General features: G+C 63.6%; 9 protein-coding genes and 1 pseudogene. 5 read left to right on the top strand and 5 right to left on the bottom strand.

Annotation, left to right across the window (positions count from 1 at the left end):
* The 4 genes and pseudogenes from EN884_RS40235 to EN884_RS06930 all read right to left on the bottom strand — a co-directional run.
* A pseudogene (locus EN884_RS40235) lies at nucleotides 1-158 on the bottom strand (3-oxoacyl-ACP reductase); the annotation flags it as partial.
* An 87-nt stretch (nucleotides 159-245) separates the two neighbouring features.
* The gene (locus tag EN884_RS06940; RefSeq protein ID WP_063169875.1) at nucleotides 246-740 is read right to left on the bottom strand and encodes an acetone carboxylase subunit gamma; all 495 of its coding nucleotides are present in this window, start codon (nucleotides 738-740) and stop codon (nucleotides 246-248) included.
* Nucleotides 737-2,941 carry a hydantoinase B/oxoprolinase family protein gene (locus EN884_RS06935; RefSeq protein ID WP_063169874.1) on the bottom strand — a complete coding sequence of 735 codons (2,205 nt, stop codon included), beginning with the start codon at nucleotides 2,939-2,941 and terminating at the stop codon, nucleotides 737-739. Before EN884_RS06935 ends, EN884_RS06940 begins: the two co-directional genes overlap by 4 nt.
* Before the next feature lie 12 nt (nucleotides 2,942-2,953).
* Complete coding sequence (locus EN884_RS06930; protein WP_082826633.1) at nucleotides 2,954-5,113, bottom strand: hydantoinase/oxoprolinase family protein; 2,160 nt, start codon at nucleotides 5,111-5,113, stop codon at nucleotides 2,954-2,956.
* A gap of 112 nt (nucleotides 5,114-5,225) precedes the next feature.
* On the opposite strand from EN884_RS06930, the gene EN884_RS06925 reads away from it, so the two are divergent.
* From EN884_RS06925 to EN884_RS06910, 4 genes are all read left to right on the top strand, one after another.
* Complete coding sequence (locus tag EN884_RS06925; protein WP_063169873.1) at nucleotides 5,226-6,005, top strand: helix-turn-helix transcriptional regulator; 780 nt, start codon at nucleotides 5,226-5,228, stop codon at nucleotides 6,003-6,005.
* A 287-nt stretch (nucleotides 6,006-6,292) separates the two neighbouring features.
* Entirely contained in the window at nucleotides 6,293-8,467 is a 2,175-nt protein-coding gene (locus tag EN884_RS06920) for an alpha-ketoacid dehydrogenase subunit alpha/beta (RefSeq protein ID WP_128360507.1), read from the top strand.
* An 88-nt stretch (nucleotides 8,468-8,555) separates the two neighbouring features.
* A complete protein-coding gene (locus tag EN884_RS06915; protein ID WP_164747171.1) occupies nucleotides 8,556-10,118 on the top strand; it encodes an ABC transporter substrate-binding protein in 1,563 nt (520 codons plus the stop codon).
* Between the two features lie 119 nt (nucleotides 10,119-10,237).
* Nucleotides 10,238-11,467: an aminotransferase class III-fold pyridoxal phosphate-dependent enzyme gene (locus EN884_RS06910; protein WP_082826632.1), complete on the top strand. Its 1,230-nt coding sequence runs from the start codon at nucleotides 10,238-10,240 to the stop codon at nucleotides 11,465-11,467.
* A 33-nt stretch (nucleotides 11,468-11,500) separates the two neighbouring features.
* On the opposite strand, the gene EN884_RS06905 is transcribed toward EN884_RS06910, so the two are convergent.
* Nucleotides 11,501-12,238 (bottom strand): GntR family transcriptional regulator, encoded by a 738-nt coding sequence (locus EN884_RS06905; protein ID WP_013528131.1) that lies wholly within the window; start codon nucleotides 12,236-12,238, stop codon nucleotides 11,501-11,503.
* 131 nt (nucleotides 12,239-12,369) lie between these two features.
* Here EN884_RS06905 and otnK point away from each other — a divergent pair.
* Nucleotides 12,370-13,534: 3-oxo-tetronate kinase (gene otnK / locus EN884_RS06900; protein WP_245491902.1), on the top strand; the 1,165-nt coding region annotated here is incomplete at its 3' end.

The following is a 13,534-nucleotide window of genomic DNA, read 5'->3' as shown; positions in this document are numbered from 1 at the left end:
GGATAGTAGGCGGCATCGGATCTGTCGGCGCCGGCAGGCGCGATGTAGGAGCCGACGGCGACATTGGCCCCAGCCTCGGCCAAAGCCGTGGCAATGGCGAAGCCCATGCCCGAGAAACCGCCGGTCACGATGGCGCTACGGCCGGAAAGGTTGTTCATGGCGCACGGTCTCCGCTTCGTTTGGGCAGGCAATCAGTCCTGACCGGATTTGGCAATCACAGCGGCGCAGCCTCCATCGACGAGCGTTCAGGACCCCTGAAGCGGTCTGCCCAGCCATTCGCGATAAAAGCCTTCGAGGTCGGGTTCGAAATCATACACGATGGGATAACCGGGTGCCGCCGCCTCGACCTCATGCAGCGTCCCGCACTCCGGGCAGATGAACTCCCGGATTTCCATCCATTCGGGATCAGGGAGATCGCTGTTGGGATAGATCTCGCGCAAAGCCTCCTCGGTGTTGCGCACGTTAATCACGGCGTTGAGCTTCCAGTTCTTCCGATAGTCGCCGAAGGAGTGGCCGCATTCGCAGCGGGTAATGCGCTCATCGCCACTCTGGCAGATGAACAGATGGTCCGAGACCGGCAGCAGGATCGGGTCCTTCCAGGCGACACGATCCTGATAGACGGCAACCATCTTGAAGAAACGGTCGTCATCCTTGTAGGCACTCATGATGCGCCTTGTCTGCGGCCAGGGCAGCTTGCCGGCGGCCAGATCGCCCAGAACTTCCTTGCTGTATGAGGTCATGGCTTGGCTCCCGGCGTGAAGATCGATTTGGCGTCGACGTTCCAGAAATCGCTGAATTCCTTGGTGAAGCGCGACGACAGCTTGATCGCGCTGGCGTACATTTTCTTCACTTCGGGCGCGAAGTCGGCCTTTCCGACGCGGCCACGCTCCTTGGCGATCCAATCCGCCACCGGAATCGCCTTAGCCAGGCGCTCTTTGCGCATGGCGGCGCGGCGTTCGACCGTGGCGTCGATATCGGCGACGGGATAACCGTCTTCATCGTCCTTCAGCACAATGCCGAAAACCTGGTCCGCCGCTTCACGGGTGAGAAAGCCGTTCTCGACATCCCATGCCGTCTTGATCGGATCGCGCTCCAGCACGTCGCCATAGCCACCGCCGCCATTGTAGGAATGGCTGAAGATGTCGCCGGATTTGTGCGGCGAGGTGATGTAGGGGCCTTCGACCACGACATGGTCGCCGCCGATGTTCTTCTCGTAGTCGGAGACGTCAGGGTCGATGCCGGGCGAATGCGCCAGCGGTTCGCCTTTTGCCGCCAGTTCGTGAATGTCTGAGTTGCGCACCGCGCGATGCTTCTGGCAGGTCGGCGCCGGATAACCACCGCACATGCCGCCATTGTCGAACACGCGCGAGGAGTGCTCGGAGGTGTGGAGCCGCAGATGTGAGGTCTTGTTGATCAGCCAGGTCGAGACGAAGGAACAGCCACCGCGATATTTACCGGCGCCGCCGGAATTCGGCACGATCGAACGGCCGATATAGACCATCGGCATCGACTGTTCCCAGACCTCGATGTTGCCCATGTCGGATTCCGGGTTCCAGCCGACATAGGCGGTGTCGAGACCGTCCTTGATGGCGAGCGCCCCGGACCCGGCGGCAGCGCACTCGAAATGCGCCATGCCGAACGGCGTGCCGTATTGGCTTTCGCCGCCCATCTCGATCATCGGGCTGTTGACCTGGCCGACAAAGGCCTCCTCGACGAAGCCGCGCGCGACAAAACTGCGCGACAAAAGCCGTTGGAAAACACCGTAGGCCGGCAGCAGCAGCGCCCATGAGGTGGCGGTGGCCACCATCTCGTTGTCGGGGTTGGTCCAGGTGCCGTGCGGCAGTTTCAGTTCGGTCGCCATCCAGGCACCGTCATTGACCAGGCCTTCGAAATTCATGTGCTGGGTCAGCGTCACGAACATGCCGCCATCCATGCCGGCCGGCGTGCAGTTCATCGAATGGTAGCCCCAGGGCTGCGTGCCCTCGAAGTCCATGGTGATCTTGCCGTCTGACGTGATCTCCATCTCGATCGGGATGTTGTAGAGCCAGTCGGGATCGCCGAGCAGCTGGAAGCCGGGCTTTCCCGCCGTGACATGGCCGTAGAACGTGTGGCCGCGGTAGATGCCGGGCACGGTGAGCTGGCGGGTGCGGGCGAGCTGGGCGCGGCGACCTTCCTCGATGAACTCCTTCGACACCTTCATCCAGTAGTCGAGGCCGATCTCGGAGATCAGCTGCTTGACGCTTTCGCGCATGTCGATGCAGGAGGCGACCTTGGCCTTCTCGTCGAGCACCCAGTAGATCGGCATGCGCAGATTGCGCTCGCAGCGGATGACGTAGTCGCGCCGGATCTCGTCATTCTCGCCGATCTTCTCGGCGCAGACGAACAGGCCTTCGGTGAAGCGCTCCTGCGCCAGGCAGACATCGCCGCCCGGCGTGATGCCGCCGGCTTCCAGTTCGTGGCAGACGGCACCGGCCCAGCCGACCAGCGTGTCTTCATGGAAGATCGGCACCACATCCATGACATCAGGCACCTGCACGGTGCCGATGAAGGCGTCGTTGTTGGCGAAGATATCGCCTTCACGGATTTTCGGGTTTTCCTCGTAATTGTTCTTGATCATCCATTTGATGAAGCGGCTCATCGTATGGACATGCACCATGATGCCGTTGGAGAGCGCGATGGCGTCGCCTTCGGGCGTATAGATGGCGACCACCATCTCGCCGACTTCGCGCACGCCGGGCGAGGCCGAGATGCGGCGGGCCATTTCGCGAGCCGAGACGCAATAGGCGCGCAGCTTGGTGTGCAGCGTCTCGAACTTCAGCGGATCCTGGTTGCGCAGCGTGAGTTCCGTGATGCCGTCATAGCAGCCGGTCTCTTCCATCAGCCGCTCGGAATCGAGCAGTCTTTCGCGAAGGCGCAGGGCCGAAGCAGGTTTGTCCAACATGGCGGTGCCCTCTCAAGCGTGGGTGTAGTGCAGCAGCGTCCATTCATCGACATGGACGCGGTCCTGCGGATGAACGACGAGCGTGGTGGCGGGGTGTTCGATGATGGCCGGACCGATGACTTCGTGACCGGGCTGCAGCAGGTCCATCTCGTAGAGATTGGCCTTGTGCCAGCGTCCGCCGATATAGGCCTCGCGCACGCCCTTGTGCGCGGAAGCCGGATCCGACTTGCCGAGCGGACGCTTGAGCAGCACCGGTTTGACCTTGTCGGCGGTGGCGATCAGCCCGAGTTCGGTGATGGTGAAGCCGGCCTCGCCATAGCGCGACACGCGATGATTGACCTTGGCGTAGACCGCCTCGAACTCGTCGATAACCCTGCGCATGTCGTCGGCCGAGTTGACCTCAGCCAGCGGCGCCATCACTTCGACATCCTCGAGCTGGCCGGTGTAGCGCATCATCAGGAACGGCACGGTCCTGATCTTCTCACGCGCATGGCCGTCGGCGATCATCTCGTCGACCGCGGCCTTGGTCAGGTCGTTCCAGACCGTGGTGACCTTGACGCCGAAGGCGGCCAGCGTCGCCTCATCGGCGCGTGACGGGATGTCGTGCTGCGTCGACACCGAATGCCGGCGCATGAAATCAGCCGTGGTGCAGCCGAAGGCGGAGAAGGCGGCCGCAAACTGGAAGGTGATGATGTCCTTGAAGCCGATGCCCCTGGAACAGCCGGCCAGGTGCAGCGGGCCAGAGCCGCCATAGGACAGCAGCGTGAACTCGGAGGGATGGATGCCCTGGCCCGAAATGACGCGGCGCAGCGCGTTGTTGGCGTCGGCCTCCAGCATGTCGATCATGCCTTCGGCGGCTTCCTCCAGCCCGACGCCCAGGATGTCGGAGCATTTCTCCTGGAAGGCGCGGCGGGCCTTTTCGACCTGCAGCACGACCTTGCCGCCGAGGAAATAGTGCGGGTTGAGCCGGCCGAGAATCGCATCGCAATCGGCAATGGTCGGTTCGGTGCCGCCCCTGGCGAAGCAAATCGGACCTGGATCGGAGCCGGCGCTTTCCGGTCCAAGCGAGACTTTCTTGGTCAGCGGATCGACCTTGAGGATCATGCCGGCGCCGGCACCGATCGTATCGAGGTGCAGCGTCGGCACGTTGAGCTTGAAGCGATCCATCAGCGGCTCGTTCTCGATCCGCGTCTGGCCGCGCGTGATAACGCCCATGTCGAAGGAGGTGCCGCCCATGTCCGAGCAGATCAGCGAATCATTGCCGATCAGCTTGCCGACATAGGCAGCACCGAGGATGCCGCCGATCGGGCCGGAGATCATGGTTTCATGCAGGCGCGGATGGTTGATCGAGGTCAGGCCGCCGAAGGAGAGCAGCGTCTGCACGCCATATTTGAAGCCGTATTTCTTCGAGACGTCCTCGATACCCCTAAGCTGCTTGCGGCCGCGCGAGGTGGCGTAGGCCTCGATCAGGACCGAGTTCAGCCGCGACTGCTCGCGGATGACCGGGCGGACCTCGTGGCTGGTGTAGACGATGATGTCGGCGCCGGCCTTGTCGACCTCTTCGCGGCAGATTTCCGCGATGCGCTTCTCGTGCACCGGATTGACGTGCGAGAAGATGGTCATGATGCAGATCGCTTCGACCTCGTCGGCGATCAGTTTTTTTGCGGCTGCAGAAACCTCGTGCTCATAGAGCGGCAGCACGACGTCGCCGAACTGGTCGATCCGCTCGGTGACGCCATGGGTGCGGCGGCGCGGCACCAGCGGATCGGGATGATGGTGGGTGACCGCATGCAGCCGGTCGGCGTAGGAATAATCGGCCCAGGCCTGCAGCCCGCGGCCCATCAGGATCATGTCCTCGAGGCCCTTGGTGGTGATCAGGCCGAGCCGGCGGCCGGTGCGCGACAACAGCGTGTTCAGCATGCCGGTGCCGGAATAGAGCACGACGTTGACGCCTGAAAACAATGATTCCAGCGAGATGCCCCAGGCATCCGCCGCGTCCTCGGCCGAGGCCAGAAAACCCTCGGCTTCGTTCTTCGGCGTGGTCGCCGACTTGCCGATCTTGAAGTGGCCGTCCTGATCGACAAGGATCGTGTCGGTCATGGTGCCGCCGGCGTCGATGCCGATGACGATTGGGTTGCCGACAATGGGGGCGGTGAGATTGGGTTGGGTCACGGTCGCCTCGGGATCTGGTCTAGGTTGACGCCAGGCTAGATTCATTGGATGGCCTCGCGCCATATGCCTAAAGACACAATGACGGTTGGGCTGACATCGCCGAGAAAAGGGCATGGGCATGGGCAATATCTGGGCGCCGCTCGCCAAAGCGATCGCCGCCATCGGCACGGACAGGCATGTCGACTGCCTGATCGACCTGATCGGCGCCGACATCGACCACGACCTCGTCACGGTGACGCGCTATTCGGCGACGCAGACACCCGAATTCATCAAGCACCGGCGCTTCTCGGATGAGATGGTCCGGCGCTATCTCCACAATTACTACGTGTTCGACCCGTTCTATGCCTCGTGGCGGCGCGAGCGCAGGTTGGGCATCATGCCGCTGAAACGGCTCGCCGACGACGAGGCCAAGCGCGGCCAGTACATTGCCGGCTTCCTGGCGCAGTCGGAGATCTGCGACGAGGTCGGCATCATGCTTGCCGATGGCGGCGACTGGTGCCTCGGCATCTTCCTCGACCGCTCGACCACGTCGTTCAAGGAGAGCGAGATCGCTTTGCTGGACGAGCGGTTGCCTGTATTCGAGGCGCTGCATGCGCTCGACATCAAGGCGCGCGGAACCAAATTCTCCCGCACGTCGGCGCCGACAGGCCCCGGCGCCTCGCCCCGGCAGGAGCCGACGATCCCGGCCAGTCTGTGGCCGGAGCTGTCGCTGCGCGAGCGGGAATTGGTTCAGTTGATCCTCGCCGGCCACCCGACGGCCAACATCGCCGAGCGCCTCGGCATCACCGTCGGCACGGTCAAGAACCATCGCCGGCGCATCTACGAGAAGCTCGACATCACCACCGAGCGGGAATTGTTTTTGCAGTTCTTCCAGCATCAGGCCGATCGCTAGCCGCTCGCTTACCCAGCCGATCCGCCAGCCGAATGCCTGATTTGCAGAGCCGCTCCCTCCGTGAATTGGTGCAGGGGGCTTGTCGCCGGAATGGCTCGAAAACTGGCTTCAAAATTCCTCTTGCGGAACGCCGCCGTCCCGGCTTAGTCTCGGCTTCGCACAGAAAATGAAATTTAATTCCATTTGTGCGGTGCCCGCAAGCCAGTGCAGTGCCCAGGAAAAGTGCCCGGACGCAATCGACTGAGAAAATATTTGATATATCATCTACCAGAACGGAAATAGCTGACATGGTCCAGCAGACATCGATCCAGCCATCGGCGCCCTGGTTGCGGCTCGACGTCGACGATTCGGACTGGAACGACGCCGAGGTTTCGAGCCTGGTGCGCTGGTATCAGCAGATGCTGCTCATCCGCCGTTTCGAGGAAAAAGTGCTCGATCTCGCCAATGCCGGGCTGGTGCATGGTCCGGCGCATGCCAGCATCGGACAAGAGGCGACGGCGGTCGGCGCCATGTCCGTGCTCGGTACGGGCGACCGCATCAACGGCACCCACCGCGCCCATCACCAGGTCTTGGCCAAGCTTGTCAACGCGCAGACGCCCGGCGGATTCGACCCGTTGCATGACGCTTTCAACCCGGACATGCAGGGCTCGGTGCGCGGCTTGATGGCCGAGATCATGGGCCTCAAGTCAGGCTATTGCGGCGGCCGTGGCGGCTCGATGCATATGCGCGACGATGCCTCCGGCATCCCTGGCACCAGCGCGATCATTGGCGGCAACCTGCCGCATGCGGCCGGCTATGCGCTGGCCGACAAGCTGCTCGGTACCGGCAACATCTCGGTCGCCTTTTTCGGCGACGGCACGATGATGGCGGGGCCGGCCTATCAGGCGATGAACATCGCCGCGCTCTACCGGCTGCCGGTGATCTTTTTCGCCGAAAACAATCTCTATGCCGTCTCGACGCACATCAACGAGCAGACGCGCGAGACGCGGCTGGCCTCGCGCGGACCTATGCTCGGCTTTCGCGGCATCGAATGCGACGGCATGGATGTGGTGGCGGTCCACCATGCCATGCGCGAGGCGCGCCGGGCGATCGAGGAAGACGGTGGCCCGGTGCTGGTCGAGGCGCTTTGCTACCGCTTCCTGCATCAGAGCGGCGCGCGCCCGGGTAGCGAATTCGGCTACCGCACGCGGGCCGAGGAAGACGCCTGGAAAGCGCGCGATCCGCTGGTCACGATGGCGGCTCGCCTGAAGACGATGGGCATTTTGAACGCTTCCGACCTCGGCACACTCGACCAGCGCGTCATGGAGGTGGTCAACACCGCTGCCGATTCGCTCACCGAAATGAGTGGCAACGCGCTGGGCATTCCCGACCATCTGTGGCCAGACCCAGGCGGCGTCGACAACCAGATACGCGGTGATCTTTCCGAACTGAAGGGCGAGCGTTTCCTCGAGATCGAGGATATGCCGCCAGCCGACACCAGGCCGGTCAAGTTCATGGTTGCCGCGTCCGAGGTGATTGCGCGCGCCATGGAAAAGGATTCGCGCATCATTATCATGGGCGAGGATGTGCACCGGCTGCGCGGCGGCGTTTCGGGCGCCACAAAGGGTGCGCTGGAACGCTGGCCGGAGCGTGTACTGGCAATGCCCATCGCCGAGAACGGTTTTGTCGGCGTGGCGCTGGGTGCAGCGCTTTGCGGGCTGCGGCCTATCGTCGAGATCATGTTCGGCGATTTCTGCCTGGTTGCCGCCGACCAGCTGTTCAATGCGGTCAGCAAGGTGCGCCACATGTTCGGCGGCGGCTTCCCGGTGCCGATCGTGATCCGGGTGCGCGTCTCGCCGCACACCGGCTACGGCTCGCAGCATTCGGGCGATCCGTCTGGCCTGTTCGCGCTGTTTCCCGGCTGGCGCATCGTCGCCCCGACGACGCCCTTCGACTATATCGGCCTGATGAATTCGGCGCTGAAATGCGACGATCCGGTCGTCGTCATCGAGCATGTCGAACTGTTCCCGAGCGAAGGGCCTGTGCCTGCGGATGACCGCGATTATTGCGTGCGACTCGGCAAGGCGAAAACCGTCAGGCCGGGCAGTGCCTGCACCTTGCTCACCAGTGCCAGCATGGTCGCCGTCGCCAAGCAGGTGGTCGAGGAGACCGGCGTCGATGCCGAGATCATCGATCTGCGCAGCCTCGACCCGACCGGGCTCGACTGGCCGCTGGTGGAGGCCTCGATCCGCAAGACCAACCGGGTGGCCGTCGTCGAGCAGGTGCAGCGTGGACTGTCGCTTGGCGGACGGCTGACACAAGAGATTCAGGATCGCGTGTTCGACTATCTCGATCACGAGATCCTGCATGTGACGGGAAGCCTCTCGGCTCCCGTCGTATCGGCCCCGCTCAACCGCGCCGCACTGGGCGGCGCTGATAAGCTCAAGGCCGCGCTTCAATCCCTCATTGCCGTGGGTGGATAGAGCAACGCATTGCCACAAAGATCTGACAAGAAAATGGGAGAATGAAATGGACATGACGATCCTACCAAGAGCCAAGACCAGGGCGACGATGCTGGCGGCCGTGCTGCTGGCCACCAGCGCCTTCTGGGCGCCTGCCACCTTCGCGCAGGACAGCAAGCCGCTGGTCATTGCGCGTAACATCGACCTCAATTCGCTCGATCCGCACCGCGCCTTCTGCGACACCTGCCAGATCTACAATTCCAGCGTCTACGAATCGCTGCTGACGCTGGACAAGGACAACAAGCTGATCCCGCTGCTCGCCTCGAAGTGGGAAGGCAATGCCGACCAGAGCAGCTTCACCTTCACGCTCGACCCGGCCGCCAAATTCTCGGACGGTTCGCCTGTCGAAGCCAAGGACGTCAAATGGTCCTGGGAGCGGCTGAAGAACCTCAAGGGCAGCGCCTCGTTCCTGATGGACAATGTCGCCTCGATCGAGACTCCGGACGCGCATACGGTCGTCGTCAAGATGGTCGCGCCGAGCTCCGAATTCCTCAACATCGCGGCGGCGCCCTACGCAGCGGTCGTCAACAGCAAGGTTGCTTCCGAAGCCGGCGCCAAGGCCGATGCGGACGCCTCGACGACAGACAATGCCGAGGCCTGGTTCCTGGCCCATTCGGCCGGCAGCGCGCCGTTCGTGCTGAAATCCTATGAGCCCAATTCGGAACTGCGGCTGGCGCGCAACGACAAGTACTGGCGCACGGCGCCGGCGCTGAGCGAAGTCGTCATACGCCAGACCAAGGATGCGGTGGCGCAGGCGCAGATGCTGCAGAGCGGCACCGCCGATATCGCCATGCAGATCGACCCGGACACGGCCAAGACGATGACCGGCAGCGACGTCAAGATCGAGACCGTGCCGTCCTACAACTTCATCTATGTGGCGCTGTCGCCCGGCGCCAAGGCCAACAAGGTGCCGCTGACGCCCGAAGTGCGCGAGGCCATTTCGCTCGGTCTCGACCGTCCTGCTATCCTCGACTTCACCATCGGCTCCGAGGGTCAGCTGATCAGCGCGCCGATCCCGCTCGGCTTCCCCGGCGGTTCGGGCTTCGAGGCGCAGCCCTATGACGTTGCCAAGGCAAAGGAACTTCTGGCCAAGGCCGGACACGCCGACGGCTTCGAGATGGAGGCAGCGTTCCCCGGCATGAACGTCTACGGCGTCGATCTCTCGCTCTTGATGCAGAAGGTCCAGCAGGATCTGGCCAAGATCAACATCAAGCTCGACCTGCAGCCGATCCCCTTCGCCAATTGGCGCGAGCGCGTCAATGGCGACGGCATCCCGATGACGGCGGTGTTCTACGCGCCGGACTATTACGGCACCTCGCAATACATCGACTATTTCGCAATGACGAAGGGCAGCCCTTGGTCGCGCCGTGCCGGCGCGGAGCGCGACCCGTCGGTGCTCAACCCGAAGGAAGCGGATATCTACAAGGCAGCCCTTGCGGCAAGCGGCGACGAGGCCGCCAAGCTGTGGCACCAGGCCGGCGAGGAGATGATCAAGGACAGGATCATCCTGCCGCTGATCAGCCCGAACCTGATCCTGGCCTACAAGTCGGACGTCAAGGGCGTGCGCTACAGCGCCTGCTGCAACCTGCCGCTGGCAGAACTCAGCCACTGAGCAAAACAATACGGGGAGGCGACAGTCGCCTCCCTGTTCTCCATCCCGGAAGGCCAGCAAATCCTGTTCTTCCAACATCAAATTCAATATATGATATATCAATGAGCGGAGACCTCGTCATGCCTTCCCTGATCAACTCCAAGGACCAGTTGCTGCGCGAGCGTGCGGCCTCGGTCATTCCGGGCGGCATGTGGGGACACATGGCGACGCGCTATCTCGGCTCCGCCTATCCACAATTCTTCGAACGCGCCGACGGCTGCCGGGTCTGGGACGTCGACGGGCACGAATACATCGACCTGATGTGCAGTTGGGGGCCCAACATTCTCGGCCACCATCATCAAGCAGTCGAAGAGGCTGCCGCCCGGCAGCGTCGCCTCGGCGATGCGATGAACGGCCCCGGCGAGGTATTGGTCGAACTGGCGGAGCTGCTGGTCAAGACGGTCGCGCATGCCGACTGGGCAATGCTGCAGAAGAACGGCACCGACGCCACCACGGCCTGCGTGACGATCGCGCGCGCCGGCACCGGCCGACGCAAGGTGCTGGTCGCGCGCGGCTCCTACCACGGTGCCGTGCCGTGGTGCACGCCATCGCTGGCCGGCGTCACCGCCGAGGACCGCGCCCATCTGATCCATTTCGACTACAATGACGTCGCCAGCCTCGAAGTGGCCGTCGAGCAGGCCGGCAACGATCTCGCTGCTGTCGTCGTCACTGCCTTCCGGCACGACATCGCCCGCGACCAGGAACTGCCGACCGCCGCCTTCGCCAAACGGGCGCGCGAACTCACCACCGCTGCCGATGCGGCATTGATCGTCGACGATGTGCGCGCCGGCTTCCGCATCGACCTCGCCGGCAGCTGGGAGCCGCTCGGCGTACGGCCGGACCTGTCCGCCTTCTCGAAGGCGATCGCCAATGGCTATCCGCTGGCCGCCATCGCAGGCACCGACCGGTTTCGCGAAGCCGCGACCAAGGTCTATGTGACGGGTTCTTTCTGGTACGGCGCCGTCGCAATGGCCGCGGCGATCGCTACCATCAGCACGCTGCGCGATACCGACGCCGTCACCCACATGACACAGGCCGGCGACAGGCTGCGCTCAGGCCTCGATGCTGCAGCGAAGAAGCATGGTCTTTCGCTGCGACAGACAGGTCCGGTGTCGATGCCGATGGTGCTGTTCGACGGCGATGCCGAATTCAAGCTAGCCAACGCATTCTGCTCGGCCGCCTTGCGCGAAGGCGCTTATTTCCATCCCCGGCACAACATGTTCCTGAGTGCTGCGCACACCGCAAAAGATATAGATCTCGCCCTGCAGGCTGCCGATGCGGGCATGGCCGCCGCGGCGCAGGTGGCGTGACCGGCGCCAATGCGGTGGAAAGGAACAAACTGTTCAGCCGGTGGCCGACACCAGTCGGCCGTTCTGCGCAGCGCGGCGCAGTTCCTCCGGCGTGACCGCGCCGTCGTTCAGCCGTTCGAGAACCTTGACCAGCAGGCGGCCGCCTTCGATCATGTCCTGCTGAATGCCCTTGCGCACACCGTTCTCGTCGCGCGCCCGCAGCGCTTCAAGAATGTCGAGATGCCGGTGGCGGCCGTCATAGGTCGGCCGGGCGTGAGGGTACTGGTAGTTCACCAGCGGTCCGTTGCGCAGCCAGATTCCCTCAATGATGGCCAGCAGCTCCGGCATTTGCGCCGCCTGGTAGATGGAGTGATGGAATTCCCAATTGTCGCGGACGGCTTCGAACCAGCGGCCATTGTCCTCGTTCGCAATGAGTTTCTCATGCACCGCCGCCAGACGGTCGATCTCGCGCGGCTCGATGCGCGTCGTTGCCGCGGCACCCGCCATGCCTTCGAGATGCAGCCTGATGCTGCGCAGTTCCAGATACTGAGCCAGCGACAGCTGGGCGACGGTGATCGAACGGCCGGCCTCCATCTCCAGGCCTTTTTCGCGCACCAACTGCATCAGCGCCTCGCGCACCGGCGTCTCAGACACCTGAAGGCTGGCGGCAAGGTCGCGGATCTTGAAGCGATGGCCCGGCCAGAAACGGCCTTCCATCATGGCACGGCGAAGCTCCTCATAGACACGCGTCGTCAGATTGTCGCGCGCGATCGGCGCGATAGAAGCAGTCACATCCGCTCTCCGTTCTTGCAACAGCGCAGGCGTCGCCTGCGTCGCGTGGCTTGTGTATATGATACCACGAATGGCCTGACCACCGACATGAGACAAGCCGCCCCGAAACCGGCAGACATGAGACGGGCCGCATGACCGCGTCGATGCCTTCCTTGCTGTTCGGCGCCATTGCCGACGATCTGACCGGCGGCACCGAGCTGGCGTCGATGCTGGTCGCGCGCGGCATTCCGACGGGATGCACGGTCGGGCTGGACGCGCCGATCCCATCAGGCAATCTTGCCCATGTGATCCTGCTGAAGACCCGCGTCATCGCAGCCAGCGATGCGGTGCGCCAGGTGCTGGAGGCCGCGGACCGGCTGGTCGAAGCTGGCGCGCGGCAGATCTTCTTCAAATATTGCGCCACCTTCGATTCGACGCCCGCGGGCAATATCGGTCCTTGCGCCGAAGCGCTGCTCGAGCGCCTTGGCGGCGGCGTCACACTGTTCGCCCCCGCGCTGTGTGAGACTGGGCGCACCGTCTATCAGGGGCATATGTTCGGCGGTCCCCAGCTGCTTGCTGAGTCGCCCAAGCGCTTCGATCCGCTGACGCCGATGACCGATTCCAATCTGGTTCGCGTGCTGCAGGCGCAGAGCAGGGGCAAGGTCGGGCTGGTGCCCTATCTCGTCGTCGACGCCGGCGCTGGAGCCATCCGGAGCGCTATAGGAGAGCAAAGCAGGCGCGGCGAGACGCTGCTGGTCACCGACACCATCCGCGAGCGCGATCTGGCGGCGATCGCGGAAGCCACCTTCGACCTGCCGCTGATGACCGGCAATTCCTCAGTCGCCGCGCATCTGCCACCGGCCTGGCTCACGCATGGGCTGCTGGATTCAGGCGATCTCGTTGCCGCCAGCCTGCCGGCCGTCGAAGGGCCGGCAGCGGTGCTGGCCGGCAGCGTCGCCGACCGCACCATCGAACAGCTCGAGCGTTTTGCGCAAAACAATCCACTGCTGACGATTGACCTTGCCAGCGCCTTTGCCGGCGCCGATGTCATGGCCGAAGCGCGTACCTTCGCCCAACGGCATTTGCCCGGCGCGATGATCGCCATTGCTACGACAGCGCCGCAAGCGACCGTCGAAGCGCTGCAGCAGGCGCATGGCCGCGATATGGTGGCGGCAAGGGCGGAAGAGATCCTGGCCGGGATTGCCCAGATTCTGGTGCGCGAACTCGGCGTCCGCCGGCTCGTCGTCGCCGGCGGCGAGACCGCCGGTTCGGTGGTGAAGGCGCTCGGCATCGACCGGATCGCCATGGGCGCCTATG

This window comes from Mesorhizobium sp. M7A.F.Ca.AU.001.01.1.1 (genome assembly GCF_004022735.1).
Classification (GTDB): Bacteria; Pseudomonadota; Alphaproteobacteria; order Rhizobiales; family Rhizobiaceae; genus Mesorhizobium; species Mesorhizobium ciceri.
This window is presented reverse-complemented; position numbering and strand designations above follow the sequence as displayed.

What these genes read in the sequence shown, in the direction of transcription:
- EN884_RS06940 (WP_063169875.1), bottom strand. Translation starts at nt 740, where the DNA reads ATGACCTCATACAGCAAGGAAGTTCTGGGCGATCTGGCCGCCGGCAAG.
- EN884_RS06935 (WP_063169874.1), bottom strand. Translation starts at nt 2,941, where the DNA reads ATGTTGGACAAACCTGCTTCGGCCCTGCGCCTTCGCGAAAGACTGCTC.
- EN884_RS06925 (WP_063169873.1), top strand. Translation starts at nt 5,226, where the DNA reads ATGGGCATGGGCAATATCTGGGCGCCGCTCGCCAAAGCGATCGCCGCC.
- EN884_RS06920 (WP_128360507.1), top strand. Translation starts at nt 6,293, where the DNA reads ATGGTCCAGCAGACATCGATCCAGCCATCGGCGCCCTGGTTGCGGCTC.
- EN884_RS06915 (WP_164747171.1), top strand. Translation starts at nt 8,556, where the DNA reads ATGCTGGCGGCCGTGCTGCTGGCCACCAGCGCCTTCTGGGCGCCTGCC.
- EN884_RS06910 (WP_082826632.1), top strand. Translation starts at nt 10,238, where the DNA reads ATGCCTTCCCTGATCAACTCCAAGGACCAGTTGCTGCGCGAGCGTGCG.